The organism is Saccharopolyspora sp. NPDC047091 (genome assembly GCF_040643635.1).
GTDB lineage: Bacteria > Actinomycetota > Actinomycetes > Mycobacteriales > Pseudonocardiaceae > Saccharopolyspora_C.
The window spans coordinates 28,702-53,233 of record NZ_JBEYUS010000044.1; the positions used below are offsets into that span (position 1 = coordinate 28,702).

The 24,532-nt window shown below is 74.8% G+C and carries 21 protein-coding genes; 12 read left to right on the top strand and 9 right to left on the bottom strand.

Translation table 11 applies throughout. From position 1 onward, the window contains the following. Positions 1-42 precede the first annotated feature (42 nt). A complete protein-coding gene (locus ABZ805_RS19045; RefSeq protein WP_358441776.1) occupies positions 43-1,497 on the top strand; it encodes a DHA2 family efflux MFS transporter permease subunit in 1,455 nt (484 codons plus the stop codon). Positions 1,498-1,547: 50 nt separating this feature from the next. Further along, positions 1,548-2,330: an ABC transporter permease gene (locus ABZ805_RS19050; protein ID WP_358441779.1), complete on the top strand. Its 783-nt coding sequence runs from the start codon at positions 1,548-1,550 to the stop codon at positions 2,328-2,330. Here the strand turns inward: ABZ805_RS19050 and ABZ805_RS19055 are convergent. Genes ABZ805_RS19055 through ABZ805_RS19065 form a run of 3 tightly spaced genes read right to left on the bottom strand, consistent with a single transcriptional unit; the run spans position 2,317 to position 7,202 of the window. Continuing rightward, on the bottom strand, positions 2,317-5,454 hold the full coding sequence (locus ABZ805_RS19055) for an arabinosyltransferase domain-containing protein (protein ID WP_358441781.1): 3,138 nt from the start codon (positions 5,452-5,454) through the stop codon (positions 2,317-2,319). The genes ABZ805_RS19050 and ABZ805_RS19055 overlap by 14 nt on opposite strands. Continuing rightward, the gene (locus ABZ805_RS19060) at positions 5,451-5,942 is read right to left on the bottom strand and encodes a hypothetical protein (protein ID WP_358441784.1); all 492 of its coding nucleotides are present in this window, start codon (positions 5,940-5,942) and stop codon (positions 5,451-5,453) included. Before ABZ805_RS19060 ends, ABZ805_RS19055 begins: the two co-directional genes overlap by 4 nt. A 12-nt stretch (positions 5,943-5,954) precedes the next feature. Then, positions 5,955-7,202, bottom strand: coding sequence for a molybdopterin-dependent oxidoreductase (locus ABZ805_RS19065; RefSeq protein WP_358441787.1), 1,248 nt, complete (start codon positions 7,200-7,202; stop codon positions 5,955-5,957). A gap of 205 nt (positions 7,203-7,407) precedes the next feature. On the opposite strand from ABZ805_RS19065, the gene ABZ805_RS19070 reads away from it, so the two are divergent. The 4 genes from ABZ805_RS19070 to ABZ805_RS19085 are packed head-to-tail and all read left to right on the top strand — an operon-like array spanning position 7,408 to position 10,450. Continuing rightward, a complete protein-coding gene (locus tag ABZ805_RS19070; protein WP_358441789.1) occupies positions 7,408-8,070 on the top strand; it encodes a glycosyltransferase family 2 protein in 663 nt (220 codons plus the stop codon). After that, complete coding sequence (locus tag ABZ805_RS19075) at positions 8,067-8,747, top strand: DUF2064 domain-containing protein (protein WP_358441792.1); 681 nt, start codon at positions 8,067-8,069, stop codon at positions 8,745-8,747. The genes ABZ805_RS19070 and ABZ805_RS19075 overlap by 4 nt, the downstream gene beginning before the upstream one ends. Then, positions 8,744-9,355, top strand: a complete 612-nt coding sequence (locus ABZ805_RS19080) for a methyltransferase domain-containing protein (RefSeq protein WP_358441795.1) — start codon at positions 8,744-8,746, stop codon at positions 9,353-9,355. Before ABZ805_RS19075 ends, ABZ805_RS19080 begins: the two co-directional genes overlap by 4 nt. A 51-nt stretch (positions 9,356-9,406) precedes the next feature. After that, positions 9,407-10,450: an NAD-dependent epimerase/dehydratase family protein gene (locus ABZ805_RS19085; RefSeq protein WP_358441798.1), complete on the top strand. Its 1,044-nt coding sequence runs from the start codon at positions 9,407-9,409 to the stop codon at positions 10,448-10,450. A 267-nt stretch (positions 10,451-10,717) separates the two neighbouring features. Here the strand turns inward: ABZ805_RS19085 and ABZ805_RS19090 are convergent, their stop codons facing one another. Continuing rightward, positions 10,718-12,181 carry a PucR family transcriptional regulator gene (locus ABZ805_RS19090; RefSeq protein ID WP_358441801.1) on the bottom strand — a complete coding sequence of 488 codons (1,464 nt, stop codon included), beginning with the start codon at positions 12,179-12,181 and terminating at the stop codon, positions 10,718-10,720. A 99-nt stretch (positions 12,182-12,280) separates the two neighbouring features. On the opposite strand from ABZ805_RS19090, the gene gabT reads away from it, so the two are divergent. The 4 genes from gabT (at position 12,281) to ABZ805_RS19110 (ending at position 17,318) form a co-directional block, all read left to right on the top strand. Beyond that, complete coding sequence (gene gabT / locus ABZ805_RS19095) at positions 12,281-13,642, top strand: 4-aminobutyrate--2-oxoglutarate transaminase (protein WP_358441804.1); 1,362 nt, start codon at positions 12,281-12,283, stop codon at positions 13,640-13,642. A 31-nt stretch (positions 13,643-13,673) separates the two neighbouring features. Beyond that, a complete protein-coding gene (locus tag ABZ805_RS19100; protein WP_358441806.1) occupies positions 13,674-15,104 on the top strand; it encodes an NAD-dependent succinate-semialdehyde dehydrogenase in 1,431 nt (476 codons plus the stop codon). 111 nt (positions 15,105-15,215) lie between these two features. Beyond that, entirely contained in the window at positions 15,216-16,001 is a 786-nt protein-coding gene (locus tag ABZ805_RS19105; RefSeq protein WP_358441808.1) for an IclR family transcriptional regulator, read from the top strand. Positions 16,002-16,118: 117 nt separating this feature from the next. Then, a complete protein-coding gene (locus tag ABZ805_RS19110; RefSeq protein ID WP_358441810.1) occupies positions 16,119-17,318 on the top strand; it encodes an MFS transporter in 1,200 nt (399 codons plus the stop codon). Positions 17,319-17,453: 135 nt separating this feature from the next. Here the strand turns inward: ABZ805_RS19110 and ABZ805_RS19115 are convergent, their stop codons facing one another. After that, positions 17,454-18,368, bottom strand: a complete 915-nt coding sequence (locus ABZ805_RS19115; protein ID WP_358441812.1) for a dihydrodipicolinate synthase family protein — start codon at positions 18,366-18,368, stop codon at positions 17,454-17,456. Next, positions 18,365-19,174: an aldolase gene (locus ABZ805_RS19120; RefSeq protein WP_358441814.1), complete on the bottom strand. Its 810-nt coding sequence runs from the start codon at positions 19,172-19,174 to the stop codon at positions 18,365-18,367. Before ABZ805_RS19120 ends, ABZ805_RS19115 begins: the two co-directional genes overlap by 4 nt. A 101-nt stretch (positions 19,175-19,275) precedes the next feature. On the opposite strand from ABZ805_RS19120, the gene ABZ805_RS19125 reads away from it, so the two are divergent. After that, positions 19,276-19,824, top strand: a complete 549-nt coding sequence (locus tag ABZ805_RS19125) for an XRE family transcriptional regulator (protein WP_358441816.1) — start codon at positions 19,276-19,278, stop codon at positions 19,822-19,824. Here the strand turns inward: ABZ805_RS19125 and ABZ805_RS19130 are convergent. Together ABZ805_RS19130 and ABZ805_RS19135 are read right to left on the bottom strand one after the other, a co-directional pair. Beyond that, a complete protein-coding gene (locus tag ABZ805_RS19130) occupies positions 19,821-19,976 on the bottom strand; it encodes a hypothetical protein (protein ID WP_358441819.1) in 156 nt (51 codons plus the stop codon). The genes ABZ805_RS19125 and ABZ805_RS19130 overlap by 4 nt on opposite strands. A 718-nt stretch (positions 19,977-20,694) precedes the next feature. Continuing rightward, entirely contained in the window at positions 20,695-22,203 is a 1,509-nt protein-coding gene (locus tag ABZ805_RS19135) for an aminobutyraldehyde dehydrogenase (RefSeq protein WP_358441822.1), read from the bottom strand. A gap of 98 nt (positions 22,204-22,301) precedes the next feature. On the opposite strand from ABZ805_RS19135, the gene ABZ805_RS19140 reads away from it, so the two are divergent. Further along, entirely contained in the window at positions 22,302-23,324 is a 1,023-nt protein-coding gene (locus ABZ805_RS19140) for a hypothetical protein (protein ID WP_358441824.1), read from the top strand. On the opposite strand, the gene ABZ805_RS19145 is transcribed toward ABZ805_RS19140, so the two are convergent. After that, positions 23,209-23,889: a GntR family transcriptional regulator gene (locus ABZ805_RS19145; RefSeq protein ID WP_358441827.1), complete on the bottom strand. Its 681-nt coding sequence runs from the start codon at positions 23,887-23,889 to the stop codon at positions 23,209-23,211. The genes ABZ805_RS19140 and ABZ805_RS19145 overlap by 116 nt on opposite strands. Positions 23,890-24,532: the final 643 nt, after the last annotated feature.

Genomic DNA, 24,532 nt, shown 5'->3' on the forward strand with positions numbered 1-24,532 from the left:
CGACAGGAGGCTCGGTTGGTCCCCCGGAGGAATCCCGCGGCGGTGGAGCGGTTGCCGGACGGGGCGCTGCTCGGGCTGGCGCTGCTGGTCGGTTCGGCGTTCGTGATGGTGCTGAACGAGACCGTGATGTCCGTGGCGCTGCCGTCGCTGGTCGTGGACCTGCGCGTCGACATCGCGACGGCGCAGTGGCTCTCCAGCGGTTTCCTGCTCACGATGGCCGTGGTGGTGCCCACCACCGGGTACCTGCTGCAGCGCTGCACCGTCCGCCAGGCGTTCGGCGCGGCGATGGGCCTGTTCAGCGCCGGGACCGCGCTGTGCGGCGGGGCCCCCGGGTTCGCGCTGCTGCTCGCGGGCCGCATCGTGCAGGCGTCCGGGACGGCGATCATGGTGCCACTGCTGATGACGAGCATCCTCGCGATCGTGCCCGCCGGGCGCCGCGGGCAGGTGATGGGCACGACGTCGATCGTGCTCGCGGTGGCGCCCGCCGTCGGTCCCGCCGCGGCCGGGGTGGTGCTGTCGGCGCTGGGGTGGCGGTGGATGTTCTGGCTGGTGCTGCCGATCGGGCTGCTGGCGCTGGTGGCGGGGTTGCGGCGGCTGGACATCGCGAACAGCACGTCGCGGGCCCGGCTGGACGTGCCGTCGGTGCTGCTGGCGGCGGTCGCGTTCGCCACGCTCGTGTACGGGCTGACGGTCTCCGCCGAGACCGATCCGTCCACATCGGACTCCGATGTCGCGGGGAGCGGCCCGGCCTGGCCGTGGATCGTGCTCGGCGCGGTGCTGGTCGCGGTGTTCGTGGTGCGCCAGATCCGGTTGCAGCGCACGGGAAAGGCGCTGCTGGACCTGCGGCCGTGCGCGGTGCGGGACTACTCGGTGCCGCTGGTGCTCAGCGTCGCCGGATACATGGCGCTGTTCAGCGCCGTGATCCTGCTGCCGTTCTACGTGCAGGTGGTCCTCGGCCGCGATTCGCTCGTCGCCGGGCTCGTCGTGCTGCCGGGCGGGGTGGTGATGGGATTGCTCGGACCGCCGGTGGGCCGCGCCTACGACCGGTTCGGGGTGCGAGCGCTGGTGGTGCCGGCGTCGGTGCTGCTGTGCCTGAGCCTGTGGGCGTTCGCGACGCTCGGCGGGAACAGCCCGATCTGGCTGGTGGTGCTGCTGCACGTGCTGATGTCGATCGGGCTGGCGTTGAACTTCACGCCGCTGGTGACCGACGCGCTCGGTGCGCTCCCCCGGTCGCTGCACTCGCACGGCAGCGCGATCCTGACGACCTGTCAGCAGCTGGCCGCGGCGGCGGGCACGGCGCTGTTCGTGACGGTGATGACGTTGTGGTCGGCCCGGCCCGGCGCACCGGACGAGGCCGGGATCCGGGCGGCGTTCGTCGTCGCCGCCGCCATGTCGACGCTCGTTCTGGCGGGCACCGCGCTGCTCCGCTCCCGGCGGCCCGCGGACGCGCCCGACCGCACCGCCGACGAGAGCGGCGCGCCCGATCGCACCGGCTAGACCCGGCTGGTGACGCGGGGTCGCCCCGCCAGGTGGATACGCTCGCGGGCATGCTGCCGACCTCCGGATCGGGTTCGATCCCGGTCACCCCGGCGCTGGGTGCCGCGGTCGTCCTGCTGCTCGGGACCGCGGCGTCGGTGGTCGCGGTCGGCGGGTACGGCCGCTGGTGGCCGGTGCTGGCGGCGGGCGCCCGGGGCGCGGTGCAACTGCTGCTGGTGTCGTCGATCATCGCGCAGGTCGTCGGCTCGCCGGTCCTGGTGGCCCCGTTCATCACCGCGATGTTCGCGATCGCCGTCCGCACCGCCGGTCGCCGCGTCACCACCGGCCCCGGCTGGTGGTGGGCGGCGGTGCCGATCGCGGCCGGGGTGGGTCCGGTGGTGGCAGTGCTGCTGATCGGCGAAGCGCTTCCGCCCACCGGGCTGGTCCTCGTCCCGCTGGTCGGCCAGCTCATCGGCGGCGCGCTCACCGCGACCTCGCTGGCCGGGCGGCGACTGCTCGACGAGCTGCACCAGCGCCGGGGCGAGGTGGAGGCGGCGCTGGTGCTGGGCCTGACCGACCGCGAGGCGCGGCTGGAGATCGCGCGGCCGGTCGCCGGTGGGGCGCTGGTCCCGGCGCTCGACCAGACCCGCACCGCCGGGACCGTGACGCTGCCCGGCGCGTTCGTCGGGATGCTGCTGGGCGGTGCCACTCCGGTCGAAGCCGGGGCCGTGCAGCTGTTCGTGCTGATCGGCCTGCTCGCGGTGGAGTCGATCGCCGTCCTGCTCACCCTGCACCTGGTGGCGCTCGGCCTGCTCCGCGGTGCCGCTCGCGCTCCGGGGCTCACTCGGCGCTGAGCGGCCCGGGCACGCGGAACCCCTCCCCCTGCCAACCCCAGCGGAGCTCCCAGGTGGTGCGGGTGTCGTAGGCGTCGCGGGCGATCGGGTACGACACCGTGGCGACCTGCCCCCAGTCCCGGTAGCGCGGATCGTGCGGACCGAGCGGTTCGGTGGGGATCGGGGTGCGGCGGCCGACCTCGTCCACCCCGGCGAAACCGCCCCCGATGTCCCGGTTGTACGCGGCGGTGCCGTCGAAACCGAGCGACTCCGGCGGGTTCAGCAGCGCGGTCGGCGCCTGCGCCAGCCCGCCGCCGACGCGCGGCACGTCCCGCAGGCACGGGGCCACCCAGGTCATCGACCAGTCCACGTACACGTCCGGCCGCCCGGCGAGCAGGGCGCGCAGCGGGACCACGTCCAGCACTCGCGGCCCGGTCACCGCGAGCCAGCCGTCCCGGTCGGTGGTGCCGTCCGCGGCGACGACGCGGACCCGGTCGGCGCCGGGCGGCACCTGGTCGGCGACGAGCGTCCGCCACTCGGGGTGCACCTGCGGGCGCTGCTCGATCTGCCGGTCGGCCGGGTAGATCGGGCGCGCGTCCCGTTCGTCACCGGAGTCGTCGAGGACGCGGGTGCCGAGCGGCCGGGGCGGGCCGTCGGCGGTGGACCGGGCGAACTCCAGGGCGAGCCGGTTGCCGTCCCCGGTGCGCCCGGCCGCGGACACGGCGATCCGCTGGTCCGGACCGAGAACCGGGGCGGCGAACCATCCGCTGCGCAGCGAACCGGTGCTGATCGCCCCGCCGGTCCGGCTGCCCCACCGCTGCGGTCCGGTGCCCGCGGGCGGGAGGCTGCCGCCGCCGTCGGTGAAGCCGGTGAGCTCGTCGTCGCCCTCCGCGCGCGCCAGCACGCCGCCCGGCGCATCCGCGTTGATCACGACGTCGTCGACGATGCCGCAGCCGCCGCCGGAGAGCTCGCCCAGGAGCTGCCCGCCGACCGAGTAGCCGCCCGCCCGCGCGATCGGCGCCGCCGCGAACGACACCAGCAGCACCAGCACGCCCGCTCCGGCCGCCGCGGTCGCCACCACCGCGGGCATCCGGGCCAGCATCCGGCGCGCCGCGTCCCGGCCGCCGAAGCGGGGCAGCAGCGCGCACCCCAGCAGCACGGCGACCAGCAGCACCCACGGCAGCGGTCCGTTCAACGGCCGCAGCGGCAGCTCGTCGCGCGGCACCCCGAAGTGCGAGTACAGGAAGTAGGTGTTGGTGCCGGCGAACGCCAGGCAGGCGGCCGCGATCGCGCCGACGGTGCCGACACCGCCCAGCAGCAGCACCTCGCGCCGCGCCGACCACTCCCGCGCGCACGCGCCGAGCAGCACGATCCCCGCGGTGAGCGCGATCGCGCCGAACCCGGCGAGGGCGCCGAAGTAGTGCGTCCACTTCGACGGCGTCAGCCACAGCAGCGCCAACCCGATGCCGAGGCAGCCCAGCGGCAGCGGCACCAGCCGCATCCCCGGCAGCCGGCGGGCTCCGCGCACCACCAGCAGCGTCGCGCACCCCGCCACCGCGATCGTGAGCAGCACCGGCAGCCGCCGCGCCAGCCCGCCCTGGTAGTCGCCGAAGCCGAGCAGGTACTGGTAGCGGCGGATCTCCTGGAACCAGCCGACGTCCGGGCCGTAGAACCGGTGCAGCGCGGTCGCCTGCTGCGCGCCGAACCAGGACTGGTCGGCGAACATCGCCACCAGCGCCACCGAGGCGAGGCAGCCGCCCAGCACGCACCACCCCCACGGCGGCTCGCCCCGGGCCCGCAGCCCGCGCAGGATGCGCGGCGCCAGCAGCAGCACCGGAGCCACCGCGGTCACCCCCACCGGGTTGACGGCGACGGTGAGACCGCCGGCGAGCGCGCCGAGCCCGAGCAGCAGCACGCTCGCCCCGCCCGGCCCGGCGGTGGCGCGCAGCACGCAGGTGAGCACCGCGGTGGTGCCGAGCGCGATGAACGGTTCCGGGCGCACCCCGAGGTCGAACGGCAACCACCACACCAGCAGCGCCACCGCCAGCAGCGCCCGGGTGCCGAGGTGGCGCGCGTGCTCGGGCAGCACCACCGGCAGCACGCCGCGGCTGAGCAGCAGCCAGGTGAGCAGTCCGGCGAGCACGCTCGGCACCCGCAGCAGCAGCGGCGGGGCGTGCAGGGCCACCAGCGGGCTGATCAGGTTCAGCACCAGGGTGAACGGTGCTTCGGAGGAGTTCTCCCACCGGTAGTAGTTGGTGAAGTCGCCGGTGCGCAGCGCGTTGCGCACGATGCCCTCGGTGAACGAGTCGTCGGGGCTGAGTGGGCCGAGCACGAGCCAGGCCGCGAACACCACGAGCAGGCCGAGGTCGATCAGCAGGAGCGAGCGGCGGGCCGGACGTCCGGGACCACCACCCGTCCTCTTTCCGACCACAGTGGACTCATCCACTGCGGAACCGTCATCCGATCCGCCGCCGGACGAACCGGATCCGCCGCGCCGCCGATCCCCCACCACGAGCAGCACCAGCGACGTGAGCATCGCCGCGACCGCCACCCCGATCAGCGCGATCTTCGCCGCGCTCGGCGTGCTCTGGAACCAGTCCGCGGTCCGCGCGGTCACCCGCATCCCGTCCGCCGCCACCGGGTCCAGATCGGTGGCGAAGGCGAACACCTCGCGGACCTGCGCGTCCGGCAGGTCGATGGTCCGCGGCCCGAGGCGCAGCGTGCTGCCGTGCGCACCGGCATCGAGGGACAGCCCGCAGTCGCCCGCGGCGACCGGGCCGCGGTGCACCTGCTCGCCGCCGACGAGCACCAGCACCGATCCGTCCACCGCGGACACCGCGAAACCCTCGGTCGGCTTGCCGGGCAGCGCGCTGCTCACCAGCGTGGTGGCGGTCCCGCGGGCGAGCCCGGCCCGCACCACCGAGCACGGCACCTCGACCCGCACGTGCTCCGGCCGGTACGGCACGAAGAACGCGGTGGTGGACTCGACGGGCCGCCCGGCCTGCGGCCAGGTCACCGTGGTGCGCTCGGTGGCGACCGGCGCGAACGGGAGCGCGAGCGCGGCGAGCACGCCGAGCCCCCCGACGAGCAGGGCGATCTTGGTGAGCGCGGGAACCCGGCGCTCCTCTCCCCCGGTGGTGTTCACGACGTCCTTCCTGCGAGGTCCGGTGCCTTCCCCGGTTCGGAGCCGCCGCGCCCGCGGACGGCCCGCGACAGCACCCGCACGATCCACCAGCCGATGCTGAGGCCGAACAGGACGGCCGTCACCAGCAGCCAGTTGCCCAGGTACGGCTCCTGGTCCTGACCGGTCGCCGCCGCGTGATCGGCGGCGCCGAGCCCGAGGATCCCGGGGAAGAACACCAGGAACAGCAGTCCGCTGCCCAGCGCGGGCAGCCGAACGTGGTTCACCGCGGCCGGGTGCGCGCGCCGGAACACCCCGGTCAGCGCCCGGTCGCCGAGGGCGTACAGCGGCAGCAGCACCGCGTCGTGAGCGACGGCGGCGGCGACGAACCACAGCAGCACGGCAGGCAGCTCCGGCTCGTCGCGCAGCAGCCGGAACGCGTACCAGGTGAGCGCGAAACTCCCCAGCAGCACCAGGAACCGGAACGGATCGGTGCCGAGCAGTCGGGTCACGCGGCGCACGGTTCACCTCCTCCGGAACGAGATCGAAGCGACCCACTTGGTGTTGTGCACCCCGGGCAGCGCGGGCACGATCACCCGCGCCGGGAAGCCGTGGTCGGCGCTCAGGTCCACCCCGTTGACGCGCAGCGCGAGCAGCGCGTCCGGATCGAGCACCTGCCCCGGGTGCAGGGTCGCGGCGGCGAACGCACCCCCGGTCTCCAGGGACCGCACGTGCGCCGAGGCGGGGTCGGGCACCCCGGCGAGGCGGGCGAGCTCGGCCAGCGGCACCCCCGTCCAGCGCTGGGTGGTCGACCAGCCCTCGACGCAGGCGATGGGCAGCTCGGCGGTGCGCTGCGGCAGCGCGAGCAGGCGGGCTCGGTCCAGCTCCACCGGTTCGGCACCGCCGAGCAGCCGCAGCCGCCACTCCGGGCCGGTGCTCGCGGCGGAGATGCCCGCGGCCGCGGCGGTCCGGTTCACCTGGAACCCGTTCGGTCCCGGGGCGTCCCGGTAGCGCGGGGACAGCAGGGCGGTCCGCCGCGCCCCGTCGAAGGTCTGCCCGGCGGTGAGCAGCCCGATCAGCGCGGCGCCCCCGGCGACGGTGGCCAGGAAACCGCGCCTGCTCAGGGTGGCCGCCGCGGGCCGCACCGCTGCCAGGTCGTCCTCCCCGCCGCGGCGGCGCAGCGCCCGCACCGCGGCGGGCAGCTTCAGCGCGACGTGCACGGCGAAGGAACCGATGAACACCCACGCGCCCCAGTAGTGCGCGGTGTAGAAGCTGAACGGGAACGCGTAGTAGTACTGCACGTTCAGCACGCCGGTCACCAGCTCGAACAGCACGCTGCCCACCAGCAGCAGCAACGACAGCCGTTCCAGCGCCTTCGCCGGCGAGGTCACCGGCGGCCAGGCGACCAGCTTCGGGATCACCGACCACAGCTTCGCCAGCACCACCGGCACGAGCACCAGCCCGAGCAGCACGTGCACGCCCTGGTTCAACCGGAACAGCCACGACGGCCGGGTCGGCCAATCGAACAGCGGCAGCCGCAACCACCCGGTCTCCGCGGGCATCGCCTGCCCGAACCGGGGACCGTAGGCCGCGTAGGACAGCAACCCGGTGAGGACGACGATCGGCAGCGCGACGAGCAGCACCATCCCGAGCACCGAGGTCAGCCAGGTGCTGCGCAGCGGGCTGCGCCACACCCGGGAGCGCCCGAAACCGGGCGGCCGGACCCGCTCCCACCTGCTCGACCCGTCGTCGAGCCGTCGTCCGAAGTGCACTGCACGACCCCTCACCACGTCTGCCGCAGCGCCACCGGGAGGGAGGTCACACCGGTTCCGCCGAAAAAAGTGGAACCGGGACCAATCCGTTCGCCGGGTGGCACCGAATACGTACGGGAAGCGATGCGCAGTGGGAAGTCCGTGCTGGGACTTCGCCAACGTAACACGTCCCCCGGACCGGGGGACCGCAGTCGAGGACGGTGGAATGACGGTCAGCGTCGATGTGATCCTGCCGTGCCGGGACGAGGAGGCCGCGCTCCCCGGAGTGCTCGCCGGCCTGCCCGCCGCGCACGGCTACCGAGCGCTCGTGGTGGACAACGGCTCCACCGACGCCACCGCGGCGGTCGCCGCCGAGCACGGCGCGACCGTGATCTCCGAAGCGCGGCCCGGGTACGGGGCCGCCGTGCACGCGGGGCTGGAGCACTCCGGAGCCGAGGTCGTCGTCTTCGTGGATGCCGACGGTTCGATGCGCCTGGACGCGCTCCCCCGGCTGGTGGACCTGCTGGTGGGCGGAGACGCGGACCTGGTGGTGGGCCGCCGGGTCGCGGCCGAGCGCGGCGCGTTCCCGTGGCACGCGCGGCTCGGCAACGCGGCGCTCGCCGGGATGCTGCGCAGGCAGGGCCTGCCGGTGCGCGATCTGGCGCCGCTGCGGGTGGCCTGGCGGGATCGGCTGCTGGAGCTGGGCGTCACCGATCGCGGCTTCGGCTATCCGCTGGAGCTGCTGGTCCGCGCCGCCCGCTCCGGCTGGCGGGTGGAGGAGGTCCCGGTCGACTACTACCCGCGCGCCGCCGGGACCCGCTCGAAGGTGACCGGTTCGGTGCGCGGCACCGCGCGGGCGGTGCGCGACATGGCGCGGGTGCTGCGATGAGCCGCGGTGTGCTGCTCGTCGTCGCGAAGGCGCCGGTGCCGCGGCGGGCGAAGACCCGGCTCACCCCACCTGCCTCGGCGGAGCAGGCGGCGGCGATCGCGGCGGCCGGGCTGCTGGACACCCTCGACGCGGCCGCCGGGACGGGCCTGCCGACGGTGGTCGCCTGGACCGGGGAGACCGCCGCGGCCGCCCGGCTCGACGAGGTCCGGGCCGCGCTGGAACGGGTGCAGGTCGTCGAGCAGCGCGGCGACGGGTTCGCCGAGCGGCTCGTCGCCGCGCACGCCGACACCGGGGCGCTGCACCCGGGCGAGCCGATCCTGCAGATCGGGATGGACACCCCGCAGCTCACGCCACGGCTGCTCACCCGGTCCCTCGACCGGCTGCGCGGCGATGCGCCGCCGGACGCGGTGCTCGGAGCGGCCGAGGACGGCGGCTGGTGGGCGCTGGGGGTGCGCCGGGCCGAGCACGCGGCGGCGCTGCGGGACGTGCCGATGTCCACCGCGGAGACCGGGGCGCGCACGCTGGCGGCGCTGCGGGACCGCGGGCTGCGCGTCGAACCGCTGCCCGCGATGTCCGATGTGGACACCATGTCCGATGCCACCTCGGTCGCCGCCACCATTCCCGCGTCCCGGTTCGCCGCGGCCGTCGCCGCCGTGCCGGTGGAGCGCGGGCGGTGACCGCCGTGTTCGACGCGGTGTACGGCGCCGACACCTGCTGGCTGGAGATGGACCCGGGACCACCCGAACTGCTGCACCCGCGCCGGTGGTCGGACGAGCCGGAAGCGGCCGACGAGCTGGTGCTGCGCCGATGTCGCGGCGCGACGCTGGACGTCGGCTGCGGGCCCGGCCGGATGACCGGCGGGCTGGTGCGGCACGGGCGCACCGCGCTGGGCGTCGACGTCTCCGCCGACGCGGTGTGCCGGACCATGCTGCGCGGTGCGCACGCCTTCCACGGCGACGTGTTCGGCCCGCTGCCCGGCGAAGGCCGCTGGGAGCACGTGCTGCTGCTCGACGGGAACCTCGGCATCGGCGGCGATCCGCGCGCCCTGCTGCGCCGCGCCACCGAACTGATCACCGCCACCGGCAGCGTGCTCGTCGACGCGCACCCGCCCGGGGTGGGGCTGTGCGCGGGACGCGCCCGGTTGCCCGGCGGCAGCTGGTTCCCGTGGGCCCGGGTCGGTGCGGACGCGTTACCCGAACTCGCGGCTGCCGCGCGGCTGCGGGTGCGGTGGCGCGCCCGCCACGGACGGCGCAGGCTCGCCGAACTCGTGCGGGCCGAGCGCTAGTGGACTTCCGGGTGCGCCCGGAGAACAGGAACGTGGAGAGGAGAACCGAACATGCGGGTACTGGTCACGGGTGGCGCCGGCTTCATCGGATCGCACGTCGCCGACCGGCTGCGCGCCGACGGGCACGAAGTGCTGCTGGTCGACGCGCTGCTCCCGCAGGCGCACCGGACGCGCGCCATCCCCGACTACCTCAACGGGCACGGGCTGACCGTCGCGGACCTGCGCGACCCGGACATCGCCGACCACGTGGTGCGCGGAGTGGACGCGGTGTGCCACCACGCGGCGATGGTGGGGCTGGAAACGGGACTGGCCGACATGCCGGAGTACGTGGCGCACAACGAGCTCGCCACCGCCCACCTGCTCGCGGCGATGGCCGAGCACGGGGTGCTCAGGCTGGTGCTGGCGAGCTCGATGGTCGTCTACGGCGAGGGCCGCTACCGCTGCGCCCGGCACGACGTGGTGCAGCCCGGCCCGCGGCGGGAGGCCGACCTGGACGCCGGGATGTTCGAGCCGCGATGTCCGCGGTGCGACGAGGCGCTGGTGCGCGGCACCGTGCCGGAGGACGCGCCGCTGGATCCGCGCAGCACCTACGCGGCCACCAAGCTCGCGCAGGAGCACCTCGCCGCGCTGTGGGCGCGGGACACCGGTTCGTCCGCGATCGCGTTGCGCTACCACAACGTCTACGGGCCGCGGATGCCGCGGAACACGCCCTATGCGGGCGTGGCCTCGCTGTTCCGCTCCAGCCTCGCCCGCGGCGAAGCGCCGGTGGTGTTCGAGGACGGCGCGCAGACCCGCGACTTCGTGCACGTCGGCGACGTGGCCGCGGCGAACGCGCTGGCCGCCGGGCAGGACCGGACCGGGTTCCGCGCCTACAACGTGTGCTCCGGTGATCCGCACACCATCGGGGAGATGGCGACCGCGCTCGCCGCCGCCGACGGCGGGCCGGAACCGCGGGTCAGCGGGCGCTACCGGCTCGGCGACGTGCGGCACATCGTCGCCGACCCGGCCCGGGCCGCGGAGGAGCTCGGGTTCACCGCGGAGATCCCGTTCGGCGTGGGCATGAAGGAGTTCGCCACCACCCCGCTGCGCGCCTGACCGGCCCGCCCCGTCGAGCGAACAGGCCGCCCCGCACCGCCCGGCTGTGAACCTGCCCGGCGGGTCGTGTCCGTGCCTTGTCAGCGGCGAAGCCGCTGAGCAGCGACCACGCACGCAGCCGGACCACCCGCGGGTTCTCAGCGGTTCCCCCGCGAGGACAGCGATTTCTCCTGTGGCGGAGCCACCGGCGAAATCGATCCCGCAGCGGGGGAACCGCTGAGGTTCCGCCACCCCAGTGCTCCGCAAACCGACTGGCAAGACGGAAGATCACGGTTCGTGGGCGATGAGGACCGCTATCCACAGGTCGGCGCGCCCGGCGGCGGTGTCCACGTCGCGGCCGGTGAGCTCCTCGACGCGGGCGATCCGCTTGCGCAGCGTGTTGCGGTGGATCCCGAGCTCATCGGCCGCGGGCTGCCAGTGACCCAGGTGCGCCAGGTAGGTGTGCAGGGTCCGCAGCAGCTCCGGTTCCCCGGCGAGGTCGCCCAGGATCGACGCGGCCAGCGCGCGGGCCGCGTGCTCGGGCAGCCCGGCCCGGACGCTGCCGCGGAACCGCTCGTCCCAGTCGACGACCGCCGCGTCGCGGTCCGCGGCCGCCAGGGCGGTGCGCGCGGCGGCGTCGCTGGTGCCCGCGTCGGCGACCGGGACGGCCGGGCCGATGCCGATCCGGGCGCGCAGGTCGGCGAGCAGCTCCGCGACCTCGCGGGCCGCGCCGTCCGCCACCAGCAGCGCGATGTGCCCGCCGGACGGGGCCGTGGTCAGCACCTCCGGGTGCTCGCGGGCCAGCCGGGCGCGCACCCCGGCGGGAACCCGGTCGGCGCGCAGCACCCGCACGGTCCGCGGCGGCACCGGAGCACCGTCGAGCAGCGCCGCGACCCCGGCGCCCGCCTCGACCGCCCCGGCCAGCACCAGCGCCGCCGCCTGGTCCCGCAGCCGGAGTTCGGCGTCCGCGGCGGCTCGGGACCGTTCGGCGTCGAGGGTCAGCAGCGCGACCGTGGACACCAGCACCGCGCGCAGCACCGCGTCCAGCGGTCCCGGGGCCAGCAGCACCAGGAACGGTCCGTCGACGCCCGCGCCGAGCGGCTGCACCACGGTCGTGCCCTCCGCGCCGGTCTCGGTGACGGCACCGGCGCCGCCGCCGGAGCGCAGCGTCTCCAGCGCGCGCCGCGCCGCGTCCGGCAGCCGGAACCGGGCCGGGACCAGCGGAGTCCCGGCGGCGTCGACGAGTCCGGCGCTGCCCCGCGCGGCCCGGCCGAGCACGCCGAGCACCCGCGCCGGGCCGTCCCGGCGGGAGATCACCCTGGTCAGCTCCTGCTGCACGCGCAGCGCGGACACGGTGGACTCGCGCTCCTGATCGGCCAGCAGCCCGGCGACGGCCTTGCTCACCGCGATGAACGGCGTCGCCTCCGGGACGACGACGAGGCCGAGCCCCGCCGCGCGCGCCGCGGCGACCAGCGCCCGCGGCACCTCGGCGTGCGAGAGGCCGGTGCCGAAGCCGAGCGCCGCCACCCCGGCGCGGTCGATCCGCCGCACGTAGGCCGTCCAGTCCTGGCGCACCAGCCCGGTGGTCAGCAGCAGCTCGCCGCCCTCCAGGTACCGGTCCGGGTCGGCGAGCTCGCTGGTCGTCACCCACCGGAGCGGGCGCGCGGTGGCCGGTTCGACGATCACGCGCAGCGCCAGCTCCGGGATCGCGACCACGTCGTCCAGGCTCAGCACGGTGGCAGTGTTGCACACCCGCAGGCACCTGGATGTCGGCTCTGCACACTCAACAGGGCGCGCCGTCCGGCCTAGCGTCGGAGAGGTCCCGTCCCCTCCGCCGCGAAGGAGCCTCGCATGACCGCATCCGCCCCGTCCCCCGAGCTGATCGGCGGTCCCGGCCTCCCCCAGCGGCGCGAGCTCCGCACCGAGGTCCCCGGCCCGCTGTCCCGCGAGCTCGCCGCGCGCCGCAGCGCCGTCGTCTCCGCCGGGGTCGCGTCGACGCTGCCGGTGTACGCGGCAGCGGCGGGTGGCGGCGTGCTGGTCGACGTGGACGGCAACTCGTTCGTCGACCTGGGTTCCGGCATCGCGGTCACCACCGTCGGCAACTCGGCGCCGAAGGTGGTCGCGGCCGCGTCGGACCAGCTGGCCCGGTTCACCCACACCTGCGCGATGATCACCCCGTACGAGAGCTACGTGCGGCTGGCCGAGGAACTCGCCGCGATCACCCCGGGCGACCACGAGAAGCGCACCGCGCTGTTCAACACCGGTTCCGAGGCCGTCGAGAACGCGGTGAAGATCGCCCGCTGCGCCACCGGCCGCACCGGGATCGCGGTCGTGGACCACGCCTACCACGGGCGCACCAACCTGACGATGGCGCTGACCGCGAAGAACAAGCCGTACAAGGACGGCTTCGGCCCGTTCGCGGCCGACGTGCACCGCGCCCCCACCTCGTACCCGTTCCGGGACGAGGCCGAGCTGTCCGGGCCCGACGCCGCGAAGCGCACCACCGACTACCTGGAGCGCACCGCGGGGGCCGAGCGGCTCGCGGCGCTGGTGATCGAGCCGATCCAGGGCGAGGGCGGGTTCATCGTGCCCGCACCCGGTTTCCTGGCCGAGCTGGCCCGCTGGTGCCGCGCGAACGGGATCGTGTTCGTCGCCGACGAGGTGCAGACCGGGGTCGCGCGGACCGGTTCCTGGTTCGCCACCGACCACGAGGACGTCGTGCCGGACCTGATCACCACCGCGAAGGGCCTCGGCGGCGGGCTGCCGATCGCCGCGGTCACCGGCCGGGCGGAGCTGATGGACGCGGTGCCCGCGGGCGGGCTCGGCGGCACCTACGGCGGCAACCCGGTGGCCTGCGCCGCCGCCCTGGCCGCGCTGGAGACGATCCGCGAGGACGGGCTCATGGCCCGGGCCGCCGCGATCGGCGAGCAGGCGACCGAGCGGTTGCGCGCGCTCGCCGCCGCCGACCCGCGCGTCGGGGACGTCCGCGGCCGCGGCGCGATGGTCGCCGTCGAGTTCGTGCGCCCGGGCGGCACCGAACCGGACGCGGCGCTGGCGAAGGCCGTCGCCGACCACTGCCACCGCGCAGGCGTGCTCGTGCTGACCTGCGGTTCGTTCGGCAACGTGATCCGGCTGCTGCCGCCGCTGACCATCCCGGACGAGCTGCTGCACGACGGGTTGGACGTCCTCGCCGACGCCCTCGCGCAGGCCTGATCCCCCACCCCTTCTCCCCGAGGAGTTCCGCATGCCCCTCTTCCAGCCGTCCCCGATGCTCATCGGCGGCGAGCCCGCCGCGACCGCGGACGAGTTCGCGGTGCACGACCCGGCGACCGGGGTGGAGATCGCCCGGGTGCCCGACGCGGACGAGTCGCACGCCGCGGCCGCCGCGGACACCGCCGCCGGGGCGCTGCCCGCCTGGTCGGCGACACCGCCGCGACGGCGTTCCGAGGTGCTCGCGAAGACCCGCGAGCTGATGATCGCCCGCACCGACGAGCTCGCCGAGCTGATCAGCCGCGAGTCGGGCAAGGCCGCCGCGGACGCCCGCGCGGAGGTGTCCTACGCGGCGGAGTTCTTCCGGTGGTTCGCCGAGGAGGCCGTCCGTCCCGAAGGCCGCTTCGAGACCTCCCCGGACGGCCGGTCCACCACGGTCGTCACCGCGCAGCCCGTCGGCGTCGCGCTGCTGATCACGCCGTGGAACTTCCCGGCGGCCATGGTCACCCGCAAGGTGGCTCCCGCACTGGCGGCGGGCTGCACCGCGGTGCTCAAGCCCGCCGCGGAGACCCCGCTGACCGCGCTGGCGATCCGCGACCTGCTGGTCGAGGCGGGCGCCCCGAAGGACGTGCTGACGGTGCTGACGAGCACCCGGGCCGACGCCACCACCCGGGTGCTGCTGGCGCACGACGCGGTCCGCAAGCTGTCCTTCACCGGTTCGACCGGGGTGGGGCGGCATCTGCTGGGCCTCGCCGCCGGGCGCGTGGTGAACAGCTCGATGGAGCTGGGCGGCAACGCCCCGTTCGTGGTGTGCGCGGACGCCGACGTCGACGCCGCGGTGGAGGGCGCGCTGATCGCGAAGCTGCGCAACGCGGGCCAGGCGTGCACGGCCGCCAACCGGTTCCTGGTGCACGAGGACGTCGCCGACGAGTTCGCCGAGGCCTTCGCCGCGGCCGTCGCGCGGCTGCGGGTCGGCCCGGCCGCCGAGCCGGGCACCGACATCGGCCCGCTGATCGACGACCGCGCGGTGCGCCGCGTCGCCGGGCTCGTCGCCGACGCGGTGGAGCGCGGGGCGCGGGTCGTGCGCGAGCCGGTCGCCGTGCCGGACACCGGTTCGTTCTCCGCACCGGTGGTGCTGGCGGGGGTGCCGGACGACGCCGCCGTGCTGCACGAGGAGATCTTCGGTCCGGTCGCGCCGATCCGGACCTGGTCCGACGACGACGAGCTGGTGGCGGTGGCGAACGCGACCGAGTACGGGCTCGCCGGCTACGTCTACGCCGGGAACACCGCGCGGGCGCTGGAGATCGGCCGCCGCTTGCAGTGCGGCATGGTCGGGGTCAACCGCGGCGTCGTCTCGGACCCGTCGACGCCGTTCGGCGGGATGAAGCAGAGCGGCCTCGGCCGCGAGGGCGCGCAGGAGGGCATCCGGGCCTTCCAGGAGACCCAGTTCCTCAGCGTCGGCTGAGCCGACCGCGCTCCGGTCCGCCGCGCGTGCTCCCGGCGCGCGGCGGACCGGTCGTTGCTCCTGAAGCAACGCAGGTTGCTTCGATCGCTCCGGATGGTGAGGATCGGGGGCATGAGCGGTGAGAACGCGTCGGCGGTGCACCGGGCGGTGGCGATCCTGCAGGCGCTGGGCGAACCGGCGGCAGACGAGGCGGGCGGGCTCGGCGTTGTCGAGATCGCCCGCCGCGTCGGCAAGGAGAAGTCCCAGGTGTCCCGGGCGCTGCGCGCGCTCGAAGAGACGGGGATGGTCGACCGCGACCCGGAGACGCTCGGCTATCGGCTCGGGTGGCGGGTGTTCACGATGGCCGACCAGGCCGGGCACCAGCGGCTGCTCGCCGAAGCGCCGCCGGTGCTGCGACGGCTCCGGACCACCACGAACGAACGCGTCTACCTGACGGTGCTGTCCGGCGATGCCGCGCTCACCGTGCTGTCCGAGACACCGGCCCGGACCGTGCAGACCACCGATTGGGTCGGGCAGCGCAGTTCGCTGCACTGCACCGCCACCGGCCGGGCGCTGCTGCTGGACCACCGGGACGACGAGCTGGAGGCCGCGTTCGCCGACGTCGCCTTCGGCGCGGACGGGCCGCGGGCGCCGCGCGACGTCACCGAAGCCATCGCCCGGCTGCGCGAGGCGCGCGAGCGCGGCTACGCGGTCTCCCGCGACGAGTTCGAGGAGGGCCTCGTCGCGGCAGCCGCCCCGGTGCGCGACTTCCGCGGGCGGATCATCGCCGCGGTGAACGTGTCCGCGCCTACCTTCCGCCTCGCCCGGAACCTCGACCGCGCCGGACGGCTGGTGCGCGGCGCGGCCGACCGGATCTCGCAGGCCATCACCGGGGCACCACCGGGCGACCGGGCCTGATCGGCGGCCGGAGCCCGGCCCTACCCGCCCCTGACACACCAACCCGCGGAGCGCACCCCGCTCCGCCGATGCGGCGCGTCCCGAAGCGGCGTGCCGCCCGAACGGGAGCGAATTCGCGTGCCACTGCGCCGAAAACCCGTCCTGCCCGACACGATCGCGCGGCACCGCGGCGCGCTCGCCCTGTCCGCGGAGCACGGGGTCACCGACTTCTACCAGGGCGTGGTGCCGGCGCTGGTGCCGCTGCTGGTCGCGGAGCGCGGCTACGACTACGCCCACGCCGGTGGTGTCGTGCTCGCCGCGACGCTGGTGTCCTCGTTGACGCAGCCGCTGTTCGGGGTCCTGGCGGATCGCGGACCGGCGCCGGGCCGGGTCCGGGCGGTGGGGTTGCTGCTCGCCGCAGCCGGGATCGGCGCGGTCGGTTCGACCACCTCGTACGCGGCGACCTGCGCCGCGCTGGTGCTCTCCGGGATCGGCGTCGCCGCCTACCACCCGGAGGCGGCGAAGGCCGCGCACCGCACCGGAACCGGTGATCGGGGCATGGGGTGGTTCACCTTCGGTGGTCTCGCGGGCTACGCCGCGGGCCCGGTCGCGGCCGGTGCGGTGCTGCTGCCGTTCGGGCTGGTGGCCACGCCGCTGCTGGCGGTGCCCGCGGTCATCGCGCTCCTCGCCGGCCGGTTCCGCGGCCGTTCCCCCGAACCGGGCGACGACCACTCGGACGCGCCGGTGGCGGGGACCAACCGGTGGCGGGAGTTCGGCTGGCTGACGGTGATCATCGTGCTGCGGTCGGTGCTGTTCTACGGGGTGAGCACGTTCCTGGTGCTGTCCCTGGCCGAACGCCTCGGTGCGCCGCCGAGCACCGCCTCGCTGGCCCTGGTCTTGTTCTCCGCCGCCGGGGCGGTGTCCACCTTGGCCGGCGGCGGACTGGTCGAGCGGTTCGGGCGGCTCACCGTGCTGCGGGTGAGCCACCTGACCGGTCTGCTGCTGCTCGGCTGCCTGATCACCGCGCCCGCGGTGCCGATCGCGCTGGTGGCCGCGGCCGCGCTCGGGGCGGCGGTGAACCTGCCGCTGCCGGTGCACACCACCCTCGGGCAGCACTACCTGCCGCGGAACCTCGGGATCGCCGGGGCCGTCACCCTCGGCATCTCGGTCAGCAGCGGCGGGGCGGCGGTGCCCGCTCTGGGCGCGTTCGCCAACGTCCACGGCACCACCGCGGCGCTGGCCGTGCTGCTGCCGCTGCCCGCCCTCGCGACCGCGTTGACCGCGTTCCTCCGCGACCCCGCCGAGCAGGCCGAGCAGGCCGAGCAGGCCGAGCTTTGACGGGACGCGGTGCGACGGAACCGTCCTATGAGGACTTCATGCGCTCGGCCGACTCGCACCGCAGGGGCCACGAGGTACACCGCCGAGCACCGGTACCGGGCCGGGGTGCGCGGGGGCCGCACCCCGCCCCGGTGCTCAGCTCGCGGCGGGGACGTCGGCCGCGGTGATGTCCAGGTCGGACAGCAGGGTGCGGAGCTGTTCGGTGCCCGCCGCGTCGAGCGGTTGCAGCGGTAGCCGCGGCACCCCGGCGTCCACGCCGAGCTCGGCGAGCCCGGCCTTGACCGCGGTGGGCAGCCCGCGGGCGAGGATGAACTCCAGCAGCGGCAACAACGTCCCGGAAAGCGCCCGCGCCCGCCCGAGGTCCCCGTCGGCGACCGCGTCGTGCAGGTCCAGGACGTGCCGCGGGCACAGCGCGGGCGCCGCCGTGCACCAGCCGGTCGCCCCGGCGGCCAGCGCGAGGAACGCGAGCGGGTTGGACCCGTTGAAGAACGGGACCTCGCCGCCGCCGAGCCGGGCGATGCGCTGCATGCGGGTGATGTCGCCGCTGGACTCCTTGATGGCCACGACGTTCGGGATCGTCTCGACCAGGTCGACGAGGAATTCCGGGGACAGGTCGATCCCGCTGGTCGCCGGGTTGTTGTAGACCATGATCGGCAGGTCGGTGCTCGCGCCGACCGCGGCGATGTGGGCGCGGACCTCCTCGGGCGCGAGCTTCCAGTAGGACATCGGCAGCACCATCACCATGTCGGCGCCGAGCCGCGCCGCGATGCGGGCCCGCTCGGTGGTGGCGGCCGTGGTGAGCGCGGAGACGCCCACGACGGTCGGCACCCGCCCGGCGGTGGCGTCGATGCTGGTGGCGGCCACGTCGGCCCATTCGGAGTCGCTGAGGTAGGCGCTCTCCCCGGTGCTGCCCAGCGGTGCGATGGCGTGCGCCCCGTCGCGGACGAGCCGGTCGACGAGGACGGCCAGCTGCTGGTGGTCGACCTCGTAGGTCGCGGGCCGGAACGGGGTGACCGGGTAGGCGACGATGCCGTGCACGGTGCTGCTCACGCGGAGGTCTCCTTCGAGTCGATGGCGTCGGGGTGGTTCCGCAGCGCGCGGCGCGCGTAGTAGGCGAAGTTGGCCTGGCTGCGCTTCGGGGTGAGGGTCCAGTCGTGGGCCTCGCGGGCCAGCGATTCGGGCAGTTCGCGGATCTCGCCCGCGGCCATCGCCAGCAGCTGCAGCCGGGCGGCGCGCTCGATGAGCACGGCCAGCGAGCAGGCTTCTTCGACGCTGGAGGCGGCGACGACCTGCCCGTGGTGCGCGAGCAGGATCGCCCGCTTGTCCCCCAGCGCGCCGGAGATGATCTCGCCCTCTTCGTCGCCGACCGGGACTCCCGGCCAGTCGCCGAGGAACGCGCAGTCGTCGTACAGCGGAGCGAGGTCCATCTGGGACACCTGCAACGGCACTTCGAGCATGGACAGCGCGGCGATGTGCAGCGGGTGGGTGTGCACGATGCAGCGCACGTCGGGGCGGGCCCGGTAGATCCAGGCGTGGAAGCGGTTCGCCGGGTTCGGCATGCCTTCGCCGTCGAGGACGGTGAGCTGCTCGTCGACGTGCACCAGGTTGTCGGCGGTGACCTCGTCGAAGCCGAGTCCGAGGCGCTGGGTCCAGAAGGTGCCGTCGTCCTCGCGGGCGGTGATCTGCCCCGCGAGGCCGGAGTCGTGCCCGGCGTCGTAGAGCACGCGGCAGGTGACCGCGACCTTCTCCTTGAGGCTGAGCGTCGAGGTGCTGATGTGGCGCTGCATGTCGCGCAGCGAGTTGCGCATGTGGGTCTGCTTGTCCGCCGAAGCGGACGGGTCGGTGCTGTCGAGCATCGCGGGCTCCTCTCCTGAGCTCGCCGACACCATATGACACGAAGTTTCCTACAGGCAACTTGTGTCTTGTGCGAAACTGGTGGCACGCGAAGGAGGTCCCGGTGGGAGTGGCAGTGGTCCGCATGCTGCGGCGCGAGCGCGGCTGGACGCTCGAAGCCCTGGCCGAACAGGCCGGGATGACGAAGTCGTACCTCTCGAAGGTCGAACGCGGGCACAGCACGCCCTCAATCGCGGTGGCGATGCAGCTCGCCGCGGCGCTCGACGTCGACGTGGCCGCGTTGTTCGGTTCCCCCGACGACCAGGCCGTGCTGGAGATCAGCCGCGCCGAGGCGCGCGGCGGCGCCGCGCGGCACACCCCGCCGGACAGCTCGCCCTACGCCGGGCTGGCGACGCGGATGGCGGGCAAGCAGATGATGCCGTTCGTGCTGCACCCGACGACGACCTCGGCGCAGTGCACCTTCCGCGAGCACGACGGCGACGAGTTCGTGCTGGTGCTGCGCGGACGCGTCGAACTCCGCTTCCCGGACCGGACCGAGGTGCTCGGCACCGGCGACTCGGCGTACTTCCGCGGCGGCCAGCCGCACTACTTCCGCGCGGTCGACGACGAACCGGCCGAACTCCTCGCCGTCATCGCGGGCGGTCCCGGTTAGGCGTCCCGGAAACCCCGCAGCGCCGCGCGCACCGCGCCGGTGAGCTCGGCCCGGGCTCGATGCGCCTGGCCGGTGTCGCTGTGGAGCACGTCCAGGTGCAACCCGGTGCCGGTGCGGAGCAGCCAGAGCAGGATGCCGCCGATCTCGCTCACCCCGTGGTAGACGAGGACGTCGCCCGTCCCGTGCCGCTCGGCGCCGGGAACCTGCCGGATCCGCGTCCGGTCCTCAGTGGACCATCCGAAGCGGGCCGCGAATCATGCTCTCCCAAGTGGTTTCGGCGGATCGACGTGATCGGTGCGCGCGCGTGCCCGACCGCCTCGCGCGCGGGCACCCCGTCCGGCACGGCGCGGCAGGCCAGGGCAGTCCCTGTTCGGCCCGCACCACCGCGGCAGGGGCACCCGACCCGCTCCGGCCCGGCGCGTTCGTGGCTTCGCGCAGCGCCCGGCCGAAGTGCGCCGGGTCCGGCGGGTGCGGAAGTCGCGTCGGCGCACCCACCGGCTCTCCCGCCCGGCCGGCGGGGGTTCCTCCCCCAGCAGGTACCAGGTGCGCCCGGGCGCCGGATCGCGCAGCCCGCGCCCCCGGACGGCCGCCGCAGCAGGCCGGGGTGTCCGCCGCACCTCGACGTCCTCCCGGTCGGTCGTCCCGGCCCCGGCCGGTTCCCGCGCGAGCGTCCCCCGCGGGAACCGGCACCGGGCCGCGTCGATCAGGTGCGGCCGCGTCCGGGCCGCCGCCGATCGGCCGCGGGGCGGCGCGGGGCGGGCAGGCGCGGCGGCACGCACCACCGCGCGCGCTCCGCACCACCCGGCTCCGCGGTGGTCGCGGTCGGCGGGAACACCGAGCCGCCGCGAGACCGCTCCCCCGGTCGCTCGCTCATCGCGCGTGGTTGAGCTGGATGTGCTTGGTCCGGGAGAAGTCCTGGAGCGCGTAGATCGACAGGTCGCGCCCGTAGCCGGAACCCTTGAACCCGCCCCACGGCACCTCGCTGGCGAGCACGAGGTGGCTGTTCACCCACACCGTGCCGAAGTCCAGGCGGCGCGGGACGTCGAGGGACCGCGCGGCGTTCGTCGTCCACACCGAGGCGGCCAGCCCGTACACGACGTCGTTCGCCCTGGACACGGCCTCCTCCTCGTCCTCGAAGGTCTCGACCGTGATGACCGGGCCGAAGATCTCCTCGCGGGCGGCCTCGGTCCCCGGCGCGACGTCGACGAGGACGGTGGGAGCCAGGAAGAAACCGGGCCCGTCCAGCGCGCGGCCGCCCACGACGGCGTGGGCGCCCTCGGCCTCGGCGCGTTCGACGAAGCCCTGCACGCGATCCAGCTGGGCCTGCGAGATCAGCGGCCCGACCTCGATGTCGTCCCCGGCGCCGGGTTCGCCGACGGGGATGTCCCGGACCTGGGCGGCGAGCAGCTCGACGAACCGGTCGGCGACGCTCCGGTGCACGAGCACCCGGGTGCCCGCGCCGCACTCCTGCCCGGAGTTCCAATACCCGGCGGTGCGCAGCGCTTCGGCGGCGGCCTCGAGGTCGGCGTCCTCGAAGATCACCACGGGCGCCTTGCCGCCGAGCTCCAGGTGCACCCGCTTGACCGAGTCCGCCGCGGCCGTCGCGACGGCCCGGCCGCTGCCGACGCTGCCGGTGACGGCGACGAGGTCGACCTGCGGGTGCTCGGCCAGCGCGGCGCCGACGACGGAACCCAGACCCAGCACGACGTTGAACGCTCCGGCGGGCAGCAGGTCGCGCACGACGTCGGCGAGCAGCAGCAGGGTCAGCGGCGTCTGCTCGGCGGGCTTGATGATCACGGTGTCGCCGACGCCGAGGATCGGCGCGATCTTCCAGGCGGCCATCAGCAGCGGGTAGTTCCACGGCACGATCGCGCCGACCACGCCGACCGGTTCGCGCAGCAGGATCGAGGTGTGGTCGCGCACGTACTCGGCGGCCCCGGCCTCGGTGAAGGCACGTGCGGCGCCCGCGGCGAAGCGGAAGACGTCGACGGCGCCCTGCACGTCATCGGCGGCGACGGCGCCGGGCTTGCCGGTGTCGAGGGATTCCAGCCGGGCGAAGTCGTCGGCGCGCTGCTCGATGCGGTTCGCGATCTCCAGCAGGAGGTCGGCGCGCTCGCGCGGGGTGGTCCGCCCCCATTCGGCGAACGCGGCGCGCGCGGCGGCGGCCGCCCGGTCCACGTCGGCGCGGGTGCCGCTGGGCACGTCGGCGACGGTCTCGCCGGTGGACGGGTCGATCAGGGCGATCGTCTCCGCCGCGGTGGTCTCGAAGGCGCCGTCGATGAAGTGCCCGAGCGGCGGGAGGGAATCGCGGGCGGGGAGGCCGTCGCCCGCGCGGCGCACCACCGCGGCGTCGTTGTCGTGGGTGCTGGTCCGGGACATGGGAAGTCCTTTCGTCTCGGCGTGATCCGTCGCTAACCTAAGATGTGATCACAGATCACATACTCTCTTCCAGGGTCGGCTTCGCGCAAGGAGGCAGCGTGGAACGCAACGGATCCGCCGAACGCGTCCGGGGGACCGCCGCGTCGCTCGGCGCATCGGTGCTCTTCGGCGGGATCTTCCTCGCCTCCGGGCTCGTCGACGCCTCGGCGGAGGCGGTGTTCGGCTGGCGCGTCATCCTGACCGCGGCGTTCTACCTCGGCCTGCTCGCGACGCGACGCGGCCGGGCGCACGCGGCGGCGTTCCTCGACGTCCTCCGCGCGCGGTGGTGGCGGCCGCTCGCGTTCGCCGGGCTCGCCGCACTCATCGCGATGCAGCTGTGGCTGTTCGCGTGGGCGCCGGTGCACGAGCACGCGCTGGACGCCTCGCTCGGGTTCCTGCTGCTGCCGATCGTGCTCGTCATCGTCGGCAGGCTCGTCTTCGCGGCGGCGGTCAGCCGGGCGCAGTGGATCGCGGTCGGGATCGCCGCGGCCGCGGTCGCGATCCGGATCGGCACCACGATGGCGCTGTCCTGGGTGACGTTCGCGGTCGCGGTCGGGTACGCGGTGTACTTCACCTCCCGCAAGCGCGCCGGGCTCGACGGGCCCGCCGCGTTCGGCGGCGAGGTGCTGCTCGGCACGCCGCTCGCGATCACCCTCGTCCTCGTCGCCCCCGGGGCGAGCACCCCGTGCGGGCAGGCGGTAGTGCTCGCGGCCGGACTGGCCGGGGCGATCGCGATGAGCGCCTACCTGGCCGCGTCCGGACTGCTGCCGATGCCGCTGTTCGGACTGCTGAGCTACGTGGAACCGGTGCTGCTGTTCGCCGCCGCGCTCCTGCTCGGCGAACGGCTGGACCCGGCGTCGATCGGCGTCTACGGGCTGCTGGCCGTGGCGCTCGCACTGCTCGCCGCCGACGGCTTCCGCCGCAGGCGGCCGAACCGCACCGGCCTCCCGCGGGACACCGTGGCCGTCAGCCGGAGCGCTGCGCGGCCAGCAACGCCTCGATCCGACCGGTCGCGTCCCGCAGCGACTCGTCCGAGGCCGTGGCGGCGGCCTCGGCGTCCTGCGACTCGGCAGCGGCGATGAGCCGTTCCTGGTACAGCCACAGGGAATCGTCGGCCGCGGTCTCGACCGTGCCCTGCGCGCCGACGATCTTGTAGGGGCGGCACTGCCGCCACAGGTTGCGGATCAGCTGCACCAGCACCGGGTTGCCGGACGCCACGTACAACGTCTCCAGCACGGCCTCGTCGTGATCGAGGCTCTCCACGACGCGCCGCTCGCGGAGGCTGACGAGCATCCGCTCGTACTCGGCGCGCATGGTAGCCAGCCCGGCCGCGTCGATGCGCTCGGCACCGGCGCGCGCCGCGGCCACCTCCAGCACCCGGCGCGTCTCGTACACGTGGATGAGCTCCTCCAAGGACAGCCCGCGGACGACGGCGCCCTTGTGCGGTTCGCGCTCGACGAGCCCGGCCTCCTCCAGCCGCCGGATGGCCTCCCGCACGGGCATCACGCTGGTGCCGACCTCCGCGGCGACGTCCCGGATGCGCAGCCGCGCGCCGGCGGCGAACTCACCGTTCAAGATCCCGTCGTGCAGGAAGTCGTAGACCTGGTCGGTCAGCAGGGTCGGCTCGATGCGTCGGGAGGTGGCCACGGAGCCCAGGTTAGTGGCGCCGATCGCCGAAGCGTGCACCGACTTCTGGCGCGTCGTGGCCGGGTGGCGGAACTCCGGTGGACCTTCGCCGCGGGATAGTCCGCACCGGCGGCGCCGGCGACGATGCCGCCCTGCGGGGAACCGCGGAGAAGCGTGGCCGGGTGGTCGGGCTGCGCGCGCGGTCGTCGGCTCAGCGGCCTCGCCGCGGACCGGGGTGCGAGCCGAGCCGCCGCGCGGGTGCAGGCCCCCGCCGCGCGGCCGCAGGGCCTCCCCGCCGCGGCGGTGCAGGGCCTCCCCGCCGCGCCCAGTCAAGTTCATACCCCCCGAAAGGGTTGATTTGATTTGTGATCACAGATTACATTCTCGGACCAGTGGCGCCCATCACCGCTCCGGGCCTGATCGCAGCGGCAGTGCGCCCCACCCGACCGTCCGGCACCGCCCGGACGAGTCCGTCCCAACGGAGGGAGGCGTCGTGGACAGGTCATGGCCACGTCCGGTGTCACACCCGCGCCTCCCCCGCTCTGATCATCGACCGGTTCATCTTCACCGCTCGGGAACGGCCGCCGCGGGCTCGCTGATCCGCTCGGCGGCCGGGTGGTCCTGCGGCTGCAGAGCCGAGCGGCGTTCGCGCAGCCAGGTGCCC

What these genes read in the sequence shown, in the direction of transcription:
- ABZ805_RS19105 (WP_358441808.1), top strand. Translation starts at nt 15,216, where the DNA reads ATGAGCGGTGAGAACGCGTCGGCGGTGCACCGGGCGGTGGCGATCCTG.
- ABZ805_RS19085 (WP_358441798.1), top strand. Translation starts at nt 9,407, where the DNA reads ATGCGGGTACTGGTCACGGGTGGCGCCGGCTTCATCGGATCGCACGTC.
- gabT (WP_358441804.1), top strand. Translation starts at nt 12,281, where the DNA reads ATGACCGCATCCGCCCCGTCCCCCGAGCTGATCGGCGGTCCCGGCCTC.
- ABZ805_RS19100 (WP_358441806.1), top strand. Translation starts at nt 13,674, where the DNA reads ATGCCCCTCTTCCAGCCGTCCCCGATGCTCATCGGCGGCGAGCCCGCC.
- ABZ805_RS19120 (WP_358441814.1), bottom strand. Translation starts at nt 19,174, where the DNA reads ATGCTCGACAGCACCGACCCGTCCGCTTCGGCGGACAAGCAGACCCAC.
- ABZ805_RS19075 (WP_358441792.1), top strand. Translation starts at nt 8,067, where the DNA reads ATGAGCCGCGGTGTGCTGCTCGTCGTCGCGAAGGCGCCGGTGCCGCGG.
- ABZ805_RS19135 (WP_358441822.1), bottom strand. Translation starts at nt 22,203, where the DNA reads ATGTCCCGGACCAGCACCCACGACAACGACGCCGCGGTGGTGCGCCGC.
- ABZ805_RS19070 (WP_358441789.1), top strand. Translation starts at nt 7,408, where the DNA reads ATGACGGTCAGCGTCGATGTGATCCTGCCGTGCCGGGACGAGGAGGCC.
- ABZ805_RS19050 (WP_358441779.1), top strand. Translation starts at nt 1,548, where the DNA reads ATGCTGCCGACCTCCGGATCGGGTTCGATCCCGGTCACCCCGGCGCTG.